Raw genomic sequence first — 15,850 nt, 5'->3', positions numbered from 1 at the left:
GCTTTAAATCGATTCGCTTAGTACAAAATCGAGTAAAGTTGACGGCGGTACTTACTTGCCAGAGCGTTGCCTTGGCCAAGTGCGCTCAAGATATCCATAAAGACTTTCTTCACTTCACCATCTTGTGCGCCTAGGTTGGTCTTAAGAATGTTCCAAAGTAGCTCTAACGCTTCTTCATCGCGACCCACTTGGTTGTACTGAACTGCAAGTTCACACGCCAGTTCAATGTTATCAGGGTTTGCTGCTAGTTCTTGTTCAAGACGTTGAAGCTCTGGGCTTTCTGCTGCTTGAAGATGCAGGTCTAACTTCGCGATCAAACCTTTGTAGTAGTTGTCTTGATATTCCAGTGGAATCGCGCTTAACAGCGTTTGTGCCAATTCAAACTGTTTGGTTTCCAGCAAGCAATCTGCCATCGCGAGTTTCACGTCGCCACGGTTTTGAAGTTCTTCCGATAGCGTTTGAAGAATCGCTAACGCCTGAGCATGTTCACCTTGTTGGAGCAATTCACTTGCTTGCTTCAACTGCATCTCATCTTGGCTTGGTAGATGCTTTTGCAGCATTGCGGTAATCGCATCAATAGGCTGAGGACCACCCATACCATCGACGGCTTGGCCGTTCATGAATAATGCGATGGTTGGTAGCACTTGCACGCCAAATTGAGAAGCAAGAGCAGGTTGCTGTTCACAGTTCAATAGAGCAAGGGTAAATGCGCCGTTGTATTGCTGAGTCAGCATTTGTAGATCAGGAATCACTTGTGCGCTTTCTGGTTGAGCGCCCGCCCAAAAGTGAATCAATACAGGCGTGTTCATTGATCCTTCAAGCGTTTCACGGAAATTTTGTTCTGTTAACTCAACGATAAATGGGGATTGCATCAGAGTATCCTTGCTTTTTGTTTCTTGTCGTTGATTGTAGATATGGAGTTGATATTTGGGAAATTCAAGCGGTAGAAAGGAAAAACGCTGCCGAAGCAGCGTATTCCTGATAGCAAGCGAAAGTGCTATTAAATTTGGCTAGTCCAGCACGGTTTAGAGAGTCTTGTTAGACGTTATAGTAGTGTGCTGGGTGTGGTATCAAAATAGGATGAACATGGTCAACACTACACCCACACTAAGCCAGTTAAGCTGATTTAATGTCATTATTGTCTCGCGAAAATACAAAACAGAAAGGGTGGCGATACCAAATCTATAGTGAGTATCCACATCACGTTCAGGCACGATGGATGAAGAGACTGACTTAGAAGTTGATTCGAACATTGAGGTTTTCTTAACCTACATGCTCATAATGACATCACATTGTTACGGTAAAATTACATCGTGATAAAAATTTTTTATGCTGCTTGTCGCAAAATCTTATCAAGAATACGAGTTGGTAACAGGCGCTTTAATACTGCAAATACTTTGGTCGGTGTGGTGATCCGGTAGCGAATTTTGGGTCTATCACTGGTGAGTGCGTGAAGCACTGGCTCAATACAAGACTCAGCTGGAAGGACAAATTTGTTGTTCGACTTGTCGTTATCCAAACGCTGCTTTTGCCCTTCGTAAGCTGCTCTGTGGGCGCTATTTTCCACATCAATCCACTGCTCAAACGCTTTTAAGGCATTTTGTCTAAACTGGGTTTCTATCGGGCCGGGTTCGATCAGCGCAACTTTGATGTTGGTGTCCATCAATTCTAAACGTAGCGTGTCTGTCCAGCCTTCAAGTGCGAATTTAGAGGCGTTATAGGCACCACGATATTTCATCGCCGCAAACCCTAGCACAGAGCTGTTTTGGATGATTCTTCCTTCATCCTGTTTGCGCATGTGTGGCAACACTTCTCTTACGAGTTGGTGCCAGCCAAAAAAGTTGGTCTGAAATTGTGCTTGAAGTGCTTCTGTCGGTAGATCTTCTAATGCGCCAGGCTGTCCGTAAGCGCCATTATTAAATACGGCATAGAGTTTTCCCTCAGTCAGTTCCAGAGCTGTTGAAACTCCAGCAGAAATACTTTGAGGATCATTAAGATCTAACTGAATGCAGGTTAAGCCTTCACTGGTTAAGCGTTGAACGTCTTGCTCGTTGCGACAAGAGGCAATAACGTGAAAGCCCTCTTTTTGTAAAGCATGGGCACATACGTATCCGATGCCTGTGGAGCATCCGGTGATCAGAACTGACTTTTTCATATTAGGGCTCACAAAAGGCGGTAGTGAGCCTTATGATTCAACAACTTCTGTCTTGAAGCAAGTTCTTGAGTGCTGGCTCGACGCGAGAATAACTGAACTTGAAGCCAAGCTCGGTGAGCTTTTTAGGTTTGGCTCGAACGCTATCAAACAGCAAACAAGACGATTCGCCCATTGCCATGTTCATGACCCATTTAGGGGTAAACAGGATATGTGGTCGTTTGAGAGTTTTCGCCAATGTGCCGCTGAAGATTCGGTTGCTGACAGGGTGCGGGGCACACAAGTTGAACTCGCCATGAGCATGCGGTGTTTCGAGTAAGTACATAATGGCTCGAACCATATCCAAAATATGAATCCAAGGCATGTACTGTTTACCGCTTCCTAGTGGGCCACCTAAACCGAGCTTATAGGGGAGAAGCATTTTGGCAAGTGCTCCACCATTTTGTCCAAGCACTAAGCCCGTTCGAAGTATGCACACTCGAGTTTGTTCGGATTCTGCACGCTTGGCAATTTGTTCCCAACGAGCACAAACATAGTGCGCAAACGCCTCACTATTTACGTGTAAGCATTCGTCAAAAGGGTGGTCTTGTTGATCGCCGTAATAGCCAACCGCAGAGCCGCTAATAAATACCGCTGGTGGCTCGGTACTGGCGTGAATCAATTCAACGATCCGCTCGGTCACTTTCCAACGACTGTTACAAATGACCTCTTTCTGCTCCTTGCTCCAGCGTTTATCTGCAATCGGTTCGCCTGCAAGGTTAATCACCGCATCGACGTCATTGAGATCTTCAATCGAATCTAGGGAGTCTAGATATTGAATGTTACCGACATCGGCATGCTGTAATCGCTGTTTTGCCTGCGCAGGGTTACGCGTCAACAAAATAACTTGGTGCGTAGTCAGGAGCTTAAGGAGCTCTGAACCAATAAAGCCCGTACCGCCAGTCAGTAATATCTTCATGTCATCCCTTTGATTGTAAAACCATTCAAACATTATAGTCGTTAACCGCCTTGCATGATCATTTCAATGACTTGCGATGTCGATTTTATTATTAGTTCCTAATGGTTTAGTAGCGATTTCTTACCAAGCGATGCAAAGCTCACAGTTTGAGTAAATGTAACAGAATGTTATCAAGCATTGAGCGTTGCTCACACTTAGCTTCAACAAACTGTGTCATGCTGAATTTAGAAAGGATGAAGCGTTGCTAGGAGGGGAATATGGAAGCATTTGTTGCTCTGTTTCGAGCCTTGCTAAGTAGCGCCCGTGATTTGCTGCCGATTGTCCTTGTTATTACCTTCTTCCAACTTGTGGTGCTTCAAGAGCCACTTCCTAATCTGGTCTCGATTTTATTTGGCCTCTTACTGGTTATTCTGGGTTTAACCTTTTTTATTTTTGGCTTAGAGCTGGGCTTATTCCCGATTGGCGAAAACATGGCGCAAGCTTTTGCCAACAAAGGTAGCGTGTTTTGGCTGCTGATTTTCGCATTCTGTTTAGGCTTCGGGACAACCATTGCTGAACCGGCCTTAACGGCTGTAGCGGAAGAGGCTTCAGAGGTAGCGGCCGAGGGAGGGATGATCGCCAATACTGAGCAATCAATGGAGGAATACGCAGATGGCTTGCGCTTAACGGTTGCTTTATCGGTGGGCGTGGCGATTGTATTAGGCGTGCTTCGGATTCTTAAAGGTTGGCCGATTCAATATATGATCATCGGAGGCTACATCGGCGTTGTGATCCTGACGGGGTTTGCGCCGGAATCCATCATCGGCGTGGCTTACGATTCTGGCGGTGTGACTACTTCTACCATCACGGTGCCATTGGTGACTGCGCTTGGGGTTGGACTGGCTTCGGCGATTAAAGGTCGAAATCCTATGATTGATGGGTTTGGACTTATCGCTTTTGCCTCTTTGTTACCGATGATGTTTGTCATGGTTTACGGGATGGTGGTGGCATGATTTCCTTTGCGCATTTCATCGATACTTTTATCTCAACCATCAGTGATGTGGTTCCTATCGCGACCATTATTTTTGGTTTTCAGTTGGCAGTGCTGCGCCGTCCCGTTTCAAACTTACCCAAAGTAATACTTGGCTTTGGTTACGTTATTTTAGGGTTATCGTTGTTTTTGCTTGGTTTGGAGATGGCGCTGTTTCCACTTGGTGAAACCATGGCGACGCAACTAACTGCTCCTGATTTCCTTCGGGAGTTTAAAGTTTCAATTGGCCAAGCTTTAAGTTGGGTTGATTACTACTGGGTGTACATTTTCGCTTTCTTTATTGGCTTTAGCACTACCATCGCGGAGCCTTCTCTCATCGCGGTCGCCATCAAGGCCAATCAAGTGTCTGGTGGCAGTATTAGTGTGAATGGGTTACGTGTTGCCGTCGCATTAGGTGTTGCGGTGGGTATTGCACTTGGAAGCTACCGGATTGTGGTGGGCGACCCGATTCATTACTACATCATCGTGGGTTACATCGTGGTGGTGATTCAAACCTTTTACGCACCAAAGTTGATTGTGCCTTTGGCCTACGATTCCGGTGGTGTGACGACGTCGACGGTGACCGTACCCTTGGTGACTGCACTTGGCTTGGGGTTGGCGTCAACGGTTCCGGGACGAAACCCAATGATTGATGGCTTTGGTTTGATCGCCTTTGCCAGTTTATTCCCAATGATTTCCGTCATGGGCTATGCCCAAACCACCCAGTGGTTGAACAAAGAGACCGCGGAGGAGAAAGAAAATGCGCTTTAAATTGATTCTGGCCTTTGTTGAAGACAGCAAAACCGACAAAGTGCTCGATGCTGCTCGCGATGCAGGTGCGACAGGGGCAACCGTAATCAACAATGCTCGGGGGCAAGGTTTAAACCAAAAAAGGACCTTCTTTGGTCTGACTCTAGAAGTACAAAAAGACGTGTTGTTGTTTGTGGTGGAAGAGCATTTATCGAGGCACATTTTGGAGACCATCAGTGAGGTCGGGGAGTTTGATCAAGAGTCTGGTCAAGGCATCGCGGTGCAGATTGATGTGGAAGATGCAGTGGGCGTCGCACACCAAGTAGAGAAACTGACCAAAGTAGTAGAGGACGAGTTATGAGCCATCATGAGTTGATTCGAGTTAGAGACGTAATGGCAGCGACCTACATCATTGTTGATGGGTTAATTACGGTCCATGAAGGGATAACCTTAGCAAGAAAGAGTGAAGTGAAAGCGCTTGTAGTGAAAAAACGCGATGAGGATGATGAATACGGAATTGTGTTAATGAACGATATCGCGAAAAAAGTATTAGCGAAAAACCGCTCGCCACAACGAACCAATCTTTATGAAATCATGACCAAGCCAGCGCTCTCTGTCGATCCTAATATGAACGTGAAATATTGCGCGCGTTTATTTGAGCGCTTCGGTATTAGTCGTGCACCCGTGATTGAAAACGGTGAGGTTATTGGCATGGTGAGTTACAACAATATCGTGATTAATGGCATGGCACGAGAAGAGTTATAGGCGTGTTTGTTGTTAGGCTCACCCATAATTAGGGCAAGAAGGTTTCTCAGGTGAGCGACATTTAGCAAACCCTATTCGAATTGCTTATCTGTGCCATTGCATATCCGCAATCTGAGGCTTATTCTTTGAGAATTAAAGAAATAATTGAGGATGTCATGTCATGCCGCTAGTCGCTTGTCCTGTATGTGAGAAACAAATTTCAAAACGAGCTCATACCTGTCCGGGGTGCGGAGAACCCGACCCATTAAATCATTTAGCTAAGTCTAAGTTCCTATCGATGATCTTTTGGGCGGTGGTCTTGGTCGGTGCCGGCTACTTTGCATGGTTCTATTTGGTGCCAATGTTGGTTGAAATGCTTCGTAACCACTAGTTTCTCACTTCGGTTGAGCTTCTATAAGAATGCCGTAGAATACCCTCATTACTTTTGAGGAGACGATGTCGTGAAATTATTTTTTGCCTCAGACTTGCACGGCTCTTTGCCAGCAACCGAAGAAACCATTCAGCTTTACTTAGCCTCTGGTGCCGATCATCTTATCTTGTTGGGTGATACGCTCAACCATGGGCCAAGAAACCCGGTTCCAGAAGGTTACAATCCTCCACAAGTCGCGGAGTTGCTTAACCAGTACAGTGAGCAGATCATTTCGGTGCGTGGTAACTGTGACAGCGAAGTAGACCAAATGCTGCTGAACTTTCCAATGATGACAGACTACGCTTGGCTGCTATTAGAATCAGGCAAGCGAGTGTTCCTCACTCATGGTCACTTGTACAACAGCGCGAAACGTCCACCACTGCGTGAAGGCGATATCATTGCTCATGGCCATACTCATGTCCCAGTGGCAGAGATGCAAGAAGGGGCGGTGATTTTCAATCCTGGTTCTATGACCTTCCCAAGAAACGGATTACCACGCAGTTATGGTTTGATGGAAGGCAATACGCTGACAGTGCAAACACCTGAAGGTGAAGTGCTGGCTCAGACTACGATTTAATGATCGAGTTATCGAATAAATCGTGAATTGGATAAAGAAGCAAGGGAGCCAATTGGCTCCCTATTTTGTATCTGAATGACCTAAATCGCGCTCTGGATCGATGATGTCTCTTACACGTTGCTTTAGAATTTTGGCTTCAGGGAAACCTCCGTCTTTTTTACGTTCCCAAATCTGGACGCCATTGCAAAAAATCTCAAAACGGCCACCCGTATCAGGATGTAAGCTGATGGTTTCAATCTCTTCACTGAACGTGTGAAGCAATTCTTGTGATAGCCAAGTTGAACGCAACATCCAATTGCACTGACGACAGTAGTGAATGTCTATGATGGCTTTATCCATTTCTTATTTCCTTTATTTAAACACTAGAGCAGTAGCTTTATTCCCACCGCAAAGGTGAGGATTTCAAACGCGATTTTGATAACTCGATTGCTGTACTTTGTCGCCGCCCATGCACCTAAGCTGCCGCCTAAAAATGAACTCAATAACAGCACGGGTAGCCATGCCCAATGAATCGGAGCGCCTGCTTGTACGACGGCAACACCACCAATACCATTCCAAAACAGACCGACACAGATCATGGTGTAAGCCACTGCTTGTTTGTAATCGTAACCAAACCAGCGCACGAGGAACAGCGTCACGAGGAGACCTGAACCTGCAGTTAGCGAACCATTCACGACGCCTATCAGCATCAATCCTAATCCGCCGATTATCCAACCCAATGTGTCTCGATGGATCGCAAGCTCGACTTGGCCAAGTTCTTTTTTAAAGCGGGAATAGATGCCAAGAGCAAGGATCATCGCGCCGAGCATTTTCTCTGCGATATCGTCAGATATTTGGACAATCAGATTTGCACCAATCACGACACCAATACTGCCGACTAGAATCAGGTAAAGCGCGATCTTCGGTTTTATTGTGCCGGCTTTGAGGTGCGTGCTTGCAGCGCCAAGCCCCAGCGCGACGGAAGCCACTTTGTGTGTTCCAAGAGCGACAGAAAAGGGTAAGCCGAGAAAGATCAATAATGGAAATTGCAATAATCCTGCACCGCCGCCAGAGAGAGAAGCGAGTGTATTTGCAACGAGGGAACCGAAGAAGAGAGTGAGAGTATCTAGCCAATCCATGCGAAAAATAAAGGGGCCATCTTGGCCCCTTATCATTGAATCAAAATCAGTTTCTAAACAGTACCGTAGAACCGTGGTTCAGGCTAGTCAGTAGTAACGTTTTTTCGTTCACTACGTCAATGCGACGGCTTTGCTCTGCATCCAACTTAAAGATTTGTGTGATGAGACGAAGTTGTGACTCAGAGAAATCTTTAGATTGAGAAGCTGAAATATCTTTGAATTCAGCTGGTGAGACAAGCAAGTAGTTGTCACTCACTTCCCAACGGCCTTTTTCAGAAATATTGATCGTGGATTCTGTATTAGAACCTTGAGCAAACAGGCGAATGTTTGCCACGCGGATGTAATCGCCATTAGGCAAGTACTTCACATTCGATTCCACATTGACTTTACGTAGAGGACCAACCGTATCGTCTGGCAAGTTATCGGTGATCAGTGTCACCATAGTCGATTGCCATTCGTTTGATGTGAGAACCTGTTCTATCTTCAGGTCACTTCCCCAGTATAACCAACCACTAAAAAGGATTGATACGGCCAAAACCGCAGATGCTATCTTAATCTTCATTTCAGCCTCCTTTAATTGCAGATGTCTGTTGGGTCATTACGACCAGCGAAAATACGCAACGTCACGTTCTCGTAGGAATGCTCGCTGTCGTGAATGTAGTTCAGTATCAGTTGGTTGTTTTGACCACCAGTTGCGATCACTTCTACCGGAGATGACTCTTCTGCGTGGTGTTCCACGTAGCGTTTGATGCATTGCTCAATCGAAGGCATCCAATCATTTAACTGTGGGTGGTTAACTGGTGTCATTACCGGAACGTTGTGGTATTCACCAATTTGACGGAATTGAGATTCCGCAGGGTTAGTCAGCATCAGTACACAAACAGGGAGTAACACTGCAACCACAACTAAAATACGAAACAGCCAGTTTGCGTTCTTTTGTGATGGGGCTGTTTTAGGTTTTTCAACCGTCACTTCAGCTTCTGTTGTCTTGTCTACCGGAGTCTCAACCGCAGATTCAGCAAATTGCTCTAGGTCGACAACAGGTGCTTCGTTCTCTTCTTCTTGTTCATCAAGTTCAGAGATTGAATCAGAAGAAAGCGGGCTTAAGCGCTCAACAGTACTGATAAGTTGGTAGCCGCGTTTTGGCACGGTTTTTACGAATTCTGGTGATTTTGTTGAGTCCTTCAACATTTTACGCAGCGTCGAGATAGCCTGAGTTAGGCTTGAATCATCCACCTCAAAGCCTTGCTCACGCCAAACGAACTCGTGCAGCTCGTTACGCGTTATCACTTCGTTAGGTCTCTCTGCCAACATGAGGAGAATACGGCTTTCGTTGCTTCCTAATCGTACAACTTCGTTGCCATTTTGTTGGTCAGCGAGCGAATTACTATTTGGGTCAAAGACAAATCTTTGAGCAAGCAGAAATTTGGTGCCTATGTTAGTCATTTAGTTCTTCTTAGATGGATGATTCTGTAATTATAGTGATTTGCGTCACATAACAAGGCGTGCGCAAAAAGACATGTGCTACGTTTTAGATGCTTTTAGGGACGTAGGATAATTAAAATTTTCTAAAAAAACACCGTTTTTAGCAATATTGACCTTGAATTTACATTTGTCAGCCACATGTTAAATGACATCTTAGTAATGTCGCTTTTATGAGGCGGCGGTTAGGGCTTTGTCATTAAAAGTCTATTTAGTTTAGATGTTATGGAGCAAACATGAGCGAAACCGTATCTCAAAACAAAGAAACTCGTGGCTTTCAATCAGAAGTAAAACAACTACTTCACCTGATGATTCACTCTCTTTATTCCAACAAAGAGATTTTCCTACGTGAGTTGATCTCAAACGCGTCTGACGCATCAGATAAGCTTCGTTTCAAAGCGCTATCTACTCCAGATTTATACGAGGGTAATGCTGACCTTGGCGTTAAGCTAGCGTTTGATGAAAATGCTAACACATTAACCATCTCTGATAACGGCATCGGTATGAGCCGTGATGATGTGATTGAACATTTAGGTACGATCGCAAAATCAGGGACAGCAGAATTTTTCTCAAAGCTGTCGGATGAGCAGAGCAAAGACTCTCAACTTATCGGTCAGTTCGGTGTGGGTTTCTACTCTGCATTCATCGTTGCGGATGCCGTAACGGTTCGCACTCGTGCGGCTGGTCTTCCTGCTGAAGAAGCCGTTCAGTGGCACTCAGCTGGCGAAGGTGACTACACCATCGAGACTATCACAAAAGACTCTCGTGGTACTGACATCGTGCTTCACATGCGTGAAGAGGGCAAAGAGTTTCTAAACGAATGGCGTCTACGTGATGTGATCAGCAAATACTCTGACCATATTGGTATCCCTGTTTCTATCCAAACTGCGGTTCGCGATGACGAAGGCAAAGAAACGGGTGAGAAGAAGTGGGAGCAAATCAACAAAGCTCAAGCACTTTGGACACGCAATAAATCCGATATCTCGGATGAAGAGTACCAAGAGTTCTACAAACACGTTTCTCATGATTTCGCTGATCCTCTTACTTGGAGTCACAACCGTGTAGAAGGTAAGAACGATTATACGAGCTTGCTTTACATCCCTGCGAAAGCACCATGGGACATGATGAACCGCGATCATAAATCAGGCCTAAAACTGTATGTACAACGCGTATTCATCATGGATGACGCTGAGCAGTTTATGCCTTCTTACTTGCGCTTTATTCGTGGTTTGATTGATTCAAACGATCTGCCTTTGAACGTATCACGCGAAATTCTGCAAGATAACAAGGTCACTCAGTCACTTCGCAACGCATGTACCAAGCGTGTACTTACTATGCTTGAGCGTATGGCGAAGAATGATGAAGAGAAATACCAATCATTCTGGAAAGAGTTCGGCCTTGTCATGAAGGAAGGCGTTGCAGAAGACATGGCAAATAAAGAGAAAGTTGCTGGTCTATTGCGCTTTGCGTCTACTGAAGTGGACTCTGCTGAACAAACCGTTGGTTTGGCTTCTTACATTGAACGCATGAAAGAAGGCCAAGATAAGATCTACTACCTAACGGCAGACAGCTACGCAGCCGCGAAGAACAGCCCACACCTAGAGCAGTTCAAAGCAAAAGGCATCGAAGTTATCTTGATGTTTGACCGCATTGATGAGTGGTTGATGAACTACCTGACTGAGTTTGATGGTAAGCAGTTCCAATCGATCACTAAAGCAGGCTTAGACCTAAGTAAGTTTGAAGACGAAGCGGAAAAAGAAAAGCAGAAAGAAACAGAAGAAGAGTTCAAATCTGTTGTTGAGCGCACCCAGTCTTACCTGGGTGACCGAGTAAAAGAGGTTCGTACGACGTTCAAACTTGCGACTACGCCAGCCGTTGTCGTGACGGATGATTTCGAAATGGGCACGCAGATGGCGAAGCTTCTTGAGGCCGCTGGTCAAGCGGTACCAGAAGTGAAATACATCTTTGAAATCAACCCAGAGCATGAGCTAGTGAAGCGCATGGCGGACGAAGCGGATGAAGAAGCATTCGGACGTTGGGTTGAAGTGCTACTAGGTCAAGCGATGTTAGCAGAGCGCGGTTCGATGGAAGATCCAACGCAATTTGTTGGTGCCATCAACAAGCTTTTGACTAAGGTTTAATAACCAAACATCAACAAAAAGCTCGCGAAATGCGAGCTTTTTGTTTGTAAACGCATAGATTCACACTTTGAGTGTTGAGTTAGTAATCAATAAAGCTCGAAAGCAGGCATCGCTAACATTCTTTAGTCTTAATCTGCTCATTGCGCAGTGAACCTGTGTTAGAATCGCAACACTTGAATGTGAGTAATAAGGCGTGTATTTTGGCTCGCCTAAACGTTATACCGAAACTTATCGTTGTGAGCACTTCGTAGGGTTAATGACCTAGAAGTCCAGTTATTGTGAGCTTCGGTATAAATCTTAAATATTAAAGAGGATAAATCATGCGCATCATTCTTCTAGGTGCTCCAGGTGCAGGTAAAGGCACACAAGCAAACTTCATCATGGATAAATACGGTATTCCACAAATCTCTACTGGTGATATGCTTCGTGCTGCTATCAAAGCAGGTACAGAACTTGGCAAACAAGCTAAAGCTGTTATCGACGCTGGTCAGCTAGTTTCTGATGAAATCATCCTTGGCCTAATCAAAGAGCGTATCGCTCAAGACGATTGCGAAAAAGGTTTCTTACTAGATGGTTTCCCACGCACTATCCCTCAGGCTGATGGCCTAAAAGAAATGGGCGTTGACGTAGATTACGTTATCGAATTCGACGTAGCTGACGACGTGATCGTTGAGCGTATGGCGGGTCGTCGTGCTCACCTTCCTTCAGGTCGTACTTACCACGTTGTTTACAACCCACCTAAAGTGGAAGGTAAAGATGACGTTACTGGTGAAGACCTTGTTGTTCGTGATGACGACAAAGAAGAAACTGTACGTGCACGTCTAGGTGTTTACCACGAGCAAACTGCTCCGCTTATCAACTACTACGGTAAAGAAGCTGAAGCAGGCAACACTAAGTACCTTAAATTCGACGGTACTAAGCAGGTTGCAGAAGTAAGCGCAGATATTGAGAAAGCGCTAGCATAATTTGCTAACGGCAAAATTTAATATTTTGATATATTTAAAAGCGACCCTCGGGTCGCTTTTTTATTTAGCCTGAAAGTACGCTGAACCATTTGGTTCGATGCGCCGTACAAACCAAGCCGTTTACCATGAATAGGATGTTATGAAAAACAACAATAATAAACAGGGCGTGTTACTGGTTAACTTAGGTACGCCTGATGAGCCAACCGCACCGGCCGTTAAACGCTTTCTAAGTCAGTTTCTTCATGATCACCGTGTCGTTGATATGACGCGTTGGCTTTGGTGTCCGATTCTTCACGGTGTCATTCTACCAATCCGCTCTCCAAAAGTAGCCAAGCTTTATCAATCGGTATGGATGGAAGAGGGCTCACCTTTGATGGTGTACTCAAAACGACAAGCTCAGAAGCTTGCTGCGGCACTTGATATGCCTGTTGAGTTAGGCATGACTTATGGCAACCCAAGTCTGCAATCAGGCTTTGAAGCGTTGCAAGCTCAAGGCGTAGAAGAAGTGATTGTATTGCCGCTTTATCCGCAATACTCAGGTACTACGACCGCGGCTGTTTCTGATGGCATGACGAAAGCATTCAAAAAGATACCAGTAATGCCAGAGTTTAGCTTTATCCGCGACTACCACAATCATCCTAAGTACATCGCTGCACTCGCTCAATCAGTTCGTGATCATTGGGCAGAGCATGGTCAAGGTGATTACCTGCTTTGTTCTTACCATGGTATCCCTAAGCGCTATGCAGACAACGGAGATATCTATCCTAAGCATTGTGCAGAGACAACACGCTTGCTTGGAGAAGCGCTAGGTTTGAGTGACGACCAGATCGGCATGACTTACCAGTCTCGCTTTGGTCGAGAAGAGTGGCTACAACCATACACGGACAAGACACTAGAAGTGCTACCAAGTCAGGGTAAGAAGAAGCTCAACGTGCTGACTCCTGCGTTCTCTGCAGACTGTTTAGAAACGCTAGAAGAGATCTCAGAGGAGTGCCGAGAGATTTACCTAGAAGCAGGGGGCGAGAGCTTCAGCTACATTCCATGTCTGAATGATAACGATGACCACATCGAGATGATGGTAGAGTTAGTTCGCTCTAAGCTGTAACCGTTGATTCGAACGCGTCTTCAAGTGGCGCGGATAAAAGACAACAAAAAGGGTCGCGATTGCGACCCTTTGTTTTTATTTGCACTTTATATTAAGCGATTTGAGTTTGTTGCTCTTCAATTTGTTCCGCTGTGCTGTGCGTATTTTCAGCGCCATGCATCCAACGAACGAGTGTGTTAGAGAACAACAATAGAATCACACCAGATACAGTCGCTGTTACTGCGATACCGCTGAAGATTGCTAGTGCGCCTAGTTCACCTACGTGAGAACCAACATAACCAGCAACGTAGTTTGCGATTGCGTTACAACCGAACCATGCACCCATCATTAGTGATGCAAGACGTAGCGGAGCTAGCTTAGTTACTAGAGATAGACCAATAGGAGATAGGCACAGTTCACCCAACGTATGGAAGAAGAACGCACCTACTAGCCATAGCATTGATGTTTTAACCGCAGTATCACCACCTTGCTCCATAACAGCACCAACCATACATAGGAAGCCCAGTGCTAGGAAGAACATCGCAAAAGCGAACTTCATTGGTGAGTTAGGTTCACGCTTACCCAGTTTCACCCATAGAACGGCTAATACAGGTGCAAGAGTAATAATGAAGAATGGGTTTAGTGATTGGAACCACGCAGCAGGAACTTCAAAGCCACCGATCATACGATCTGTGTATTGTTGCGTGTAGATGTTCATTAGACCGCCAGCCTGCTCGAAGCCTGCCCAGAAAACGATAGTAAATAGGCTCATCACAAGGATAACCTTGATACGGTCGACTTCTTCTTTCGTTAGAGGCTCTTTTTTCGCAGATTTCTTAATTGCTAAGTCACGTTTAGCTGCAGGTACGCGGCCAATGTCACCTAACCAAGATTGCGCCATAGTCATTTGCATCACAAGGCTGATAATCATACCAACACCAGCGGCAATGAAACCTGCTTTCCAACCAAATTCATTGGTTACTGAACCTGAAACGACACCAGCAAGTAGCGCACCTAGGTTAATACCCATATAGAAGATAGTGAACGCGCCATCACGACGGTTATCGCCTTCGTTGTAAAGGTCACCAACCATGGTTGAAATGTTTGGCTTAAATAGGCCGTTACCGCAGATAAGCAGAGCAAGACCTAGGTAGAAAGTGTGTAGAGAGCCAAGACCTAGTGCATCTGCTGGCATTGCTAGTGTGAACTGGCCAATAGCCATTAACGCACCACCAATCAGGATTGAACGGCGTTGACCCAAATAGTTATCCGCAAGGTAACCACCGATAAGAGGCGTGATGTAGACAAGTCCAGTATAGATGCCGTAAAGGTCTAGGGCATCTTTAGTCGACCAGCCAAGACCACCATTCATTGTTGTGTCAGTTAAATACAGTACTAGAATGGCGCGCATTGCGTAGTAAGAAAAGCGTTCCCATAGTTCTGTACCGAACAGAAGGAACAAGCCACGTGGGTGACCAAAGTATTGATGTTGGTTTGACATAAGCTCTTCTAATAGTAGTTATTACATTTTTTAACGAAATCTACGTATACATGTCATTTTGATGACTTACAAACAATAAAATTTTATGTGACGATTCGTTTGCCTTATTAAATGATGGTTCCACGTTGATTTAGTGGGCTTTTCGTCGGTGAATTGGTCGTGTTACAAACTTACTTTTCATTTTTGTCTATAGACTTATTTTCTTAACCTTATGAAAAGGTGTAAGTTGTATGTGCAATATAAAGTGGCTTATTGATAGGTTGCTTGAATATCCATGACTCATCTTGGCCTTAATGCTAGGATGAAACAAAAACATAATTGGCTAGTAATAAAATGAAACGTTGGTATTTATTGTATTGTAAACGAGGAGAGCAAGTTAGGGCTAAGCAACACCTTGAAAACCAAGGCGTAGAGTGCTTTTACCCAACTTTTGAGGTCGAAAAGATCTTACGAGGTAAGCGACAGAAAGTCGAAGAACCTTTGTTCCCTTGTTATGTTTTTGCCCGATTTGACTACGAACAGGGCCCAAATTTTACTTCAGTTCGCTCTACGCGAGGTGTAGTAGACTTTGTTCGTTTTGGCGCTCAGCCTAAAGAGATACAGGGCGATTTGGTGTATGAACTCAAACAGCTTGATAAATGCGTAGACGAGCAGGCAAGTGATGAATGCATGCCTCAACCTGGCGATCAGGTTCGTGTGAAGAGCGGACAGTTTGCGGGTATTGATGCCATCTTCCAAGAACAAGATGGTGAGAAACGTTCAATTATGCTGGTTCAGATGATCACCAAACGTGTACCTGTCAGCATAGACAACAGCGATTTAGATTTAAAATAATCTAATTCCATCAAACACAAAAAAGAGGTGCGAAAGCACCTCTTTTTGATCGTATCTATTATGCATGTCATAAAGGGCTGGTGGAGCCAACCCTTTATGATATCG

Annotated in this window: 19 protein-coding genes; 10 read left to right on the top strand and 9 right to left on the bottom strand. The window is 45.0% G+C overall.

Annotation, left to right across the window (positions count from 1 at the left end; genetic code table 11):
* Window positions 1-17: 17 nt before the first annotated feature.
* From A9237_RS04260 to A9237_RS04245, 4 genes are all read right to left on the bottom strand, one after another.
* Window positions 18-872, bottom strand: a complete 855-nt coding sequence (locus A9237_RS04260; RefSeq protein WP_005436922.1) for a thioredoxin family protein — start codon at window positions 870-872, stop codon at window positions 18-20.
* Between the two features lie 198 nt (window positions 873-1,070).
* Window positions 1,071-1,253 (bottom strand): hypothetical protein, encoded by a 183-nt coding sequence (locus A9237_RS27450; protein ID WP_078607746.1) that lies wholly within the window; start codon window positions 1,251-1,253, stop codon window positions 1,071-1,073.
* Between the two features lie 74 nt (window positions 1,254-1,327).
* Window positions 1,328-2,155, bottom strand: a complete 828-nt coding sequence (locus A9237_RS04250; protein ID WP_078607745.1) for an SDR family oxidoreductase — start codon at window positions 2,153-2,155, stop codon at window positions 1,328-1,330.
* A gap of 37 nt (window positions 2,156-2,192) precedes the next feature.
* Complete coding sequence (locus A9237_RS04245) at window positions 2,193-3,110, bottom strand: TIGR01777 family oxidoreductase (RefSeq protein WP_027726824.1); 918 nt, start codon at window positions 3,108-3,110, stop codon at window positions 2,193-2,195.
* 257 nt (window positions 3,111-3,367) lie between these two features.
* Between A9237_RS04245 and A9237_RS04240 the strand changes: the two genes are divergently transcribed.
* From A9237_RS04240 to yfcE, 6 genes are all read left to right on the top strand, one after another.
* Window positions 3,368-4,102 (top strand): DUF1538 domain-containing protein, encoded by a 735-nt coding sequence (locus A9237_RS04240; protein ID WP_005436927.1) that lies wholly within the window; start codon window positions 3,368-3,370, stop codon window positions 4,100-4,102.
* On the top strand, window positions 4,099-4,890 hold the full coding sequence (locus A9237_RS04235) for a DUF1538 domain-containing protein (protein WP_078607744.1): 792 nt from the start codon (window positions 4,099-4,101) through the stop codon (window positions 4,888-4,890). The genes A9237_RS04240 and A9237_RS04235 overlap by 4 nt, the downstream gene beginning before the upstream one ends.
* Entirely contained in the window at window positions 4,880-5,230 is a 351-nt protein-coding gene (locus A9237_RS04230) for a P-II family nitrogen regulator (RefSeq protein WP_005436932.1), read from the top strand. The genes A9237_RS04235 and A9237_RS04230 overlap by 11 nt, the downstream gene beginning before the upstream one ends.
* Window positions 5,227-5,634, top strand: a complete 408-nt coding sequence (locus A9237_RS04225) for a CBS domain-containing protein (protein WP_009707230.1) — start codon at window positions 5,227-5,229, stop codon at window positions 5,632-5,634. The genes A9237_RS04230 and A9237_RS04225 overlap by 4 nt, the downstream gene beginning before the upstream one ends.
* Before the next feature lie 160 nt (window positions 5,635-5,794).
* The gene (locus A9237_RS04220; RefSeq protein ID WP_009707229.1) at window positions 5,795-6,004 is read left to right on the top strand and encodes a hypothetical protein; all 210 of its coding nucleotides are present in this window, start codon (window positions 5,795-5,797) and stop codon (window positions 6,002-6,004) included.
* Window positions 6,005-6,074: 70 nt separating this feature from the next.
* A complete protein-coding gene (gene yfcE / locus A9237_RS04215; protein WP_005436936.1) occupies window positions 6,075-6,620 on the top strand; it encodes a phosphodiesterase in 546 nt (181 codons plus the stop codon).
* A 60-nt stretch (window positions 6,621-6,680) separates the two neighbouring features.
* On the opposite strand, the gene A9237_RS04210 is transcribed toward yfcE, so the two are convergent.
* From A9237_RS04210 to A9237_RS04195, 4 genes are read right to left on the bottom strand one after another with little or no spacing between them, the layout of a single operon-like run.
* On the bottom strand, window positions 6,681-6,959 hold the full coding sequence (locus A9237_RS04210) for an Rdx family protein (RefSeq protein WP_078607743.1): 279 nt from the start codon (window positions 6,957-6,959) through the stop codon (window positions 6,681-6,683).
* Between the two features lie 23 nt (window positions 6,960-6,982).
* Complete coding sequence (locus tag A9237_RS04205) at window positions 6,983-7,738, bottom strand: sulfite exporter TauE/SafE family protein (RefSeq protein WP_078607742.1); 756 nt, start codon at window positions 7,736-7,738, stop codon at window positions 6,983-6,985.
* Between the two features lie 46 nt (window positions 7,739-7,784).
* Window positions 7,785-8,300, bottom strand: coding sequence for a transmembrane regulator ToxS (gene toxS, locus A9237_RS04200; RefSeq protein ID WP_009707226.1), 516 nt, complete (start codon window positions 8,298-8,300; stop codon window positions 7,785-7,787).
* Window positions 8,301-8,311: 11 nt separating this feature from the next.
* On the bottom strand, window positions 8,312-9,184 hold the full coding sequence (locus tag A9237_RS04195; protein WP_005436944.1) for a winged helix-turn-helix domain-containing protein: 873 nt from the start codon (window positions 9,182-9,184) through the stop codon (window positions 8,312-8,314).
* A gap of 272 nt (window positions 9,185-9,456) precedes the next feature.
* On the opposite strand from A9237_RS04195, the gene htpG reads away from it, so the two are divergent.
* From htpG to hemH, 3 genes are all read left to right on the top strand, one after another.
* Window positions 9,457-11,361: a molecular chaperone HtpG gene (gene htpG / locus A9237_RS04190; protein ID WP_039842860.1), complete on the top strand. Its 1,905-nt coding sequence runs from the start codon at window positions 9,457-9,459 to the stop codon at window positions 11,359-11,361.
* 320 nt (window positions 11,362-11,681) lie between these two features.
* A complete protein-coding gene (adk, locus tag A9237_RS04185; RefSeq protein ID WP_005425498.1) occupies window positions 11,682-12,326 on the top strand; it encodes an adenylate kinase in 645 nt (214 codons plus the stop codon).
* Between the two features lie 139 nt (window positions 12,327-12,465).
* Window positions 12,466-13,431 (top strand): ferrochelatase, encoded by a 966-nt coding sequence (gene hemH / locus A9237_RS04180; RefSeq protein ID WP_078607741.1) that lies wholly within the window; start codon window positions 12,466-12,468, stop codon window positions 13,429-13,431.
* A 91-nt stretch (window positions 13,432-13,522) separates the two neighbouring features.
* Here hemH and A9237_RS04175 read toward each other — a convergent pair whose 3' ends face one another.
* Complete coding sequence (locus A9237_RS04175; protein WP_009707222.1) at window positions 13,523-14,911, bottom strand: peptide MFS transporter; 1,389 nt, start codon at window positions 14,909-14,911, stop codon at window positions 13,523-13,525.
* Between the two features lie 333 nt (window positions 14,912-15,244).
* Here A9237_RS04175 and rfaH point away from each other — a divergent pair, with 333 nt between their 5' ends.
* Window positions 15,245-15,745: a transcription/translation regulatory transformer protein RfaH gene (rfaH, locus tag A9237_RS04170; RefSeq protein WP_005436951.1), complete on the top strand. Its 501-nt coding sequence runs from the start codon at window positions 15,245-15,247 to the stop codon at window positions 15,743-15,745.
* Window positions 15,746-15,850: the final 105 nt, after the last annotated feature.

The sequence above is a fragment of the Vibrio owensii genome (genome assembly GCF_002021755.1).
Classification (GTDB): Bacteria; Pseudomonadota; Gammaproteobacteria; order Enterobacterales; family Vibrionaceae; genus Vibrio; species Vibrio owensii.
Note: the sequence above shows the minus strand (reverse complement) of the source record. Positions and strands in the feature narration are given on the sequence as shown.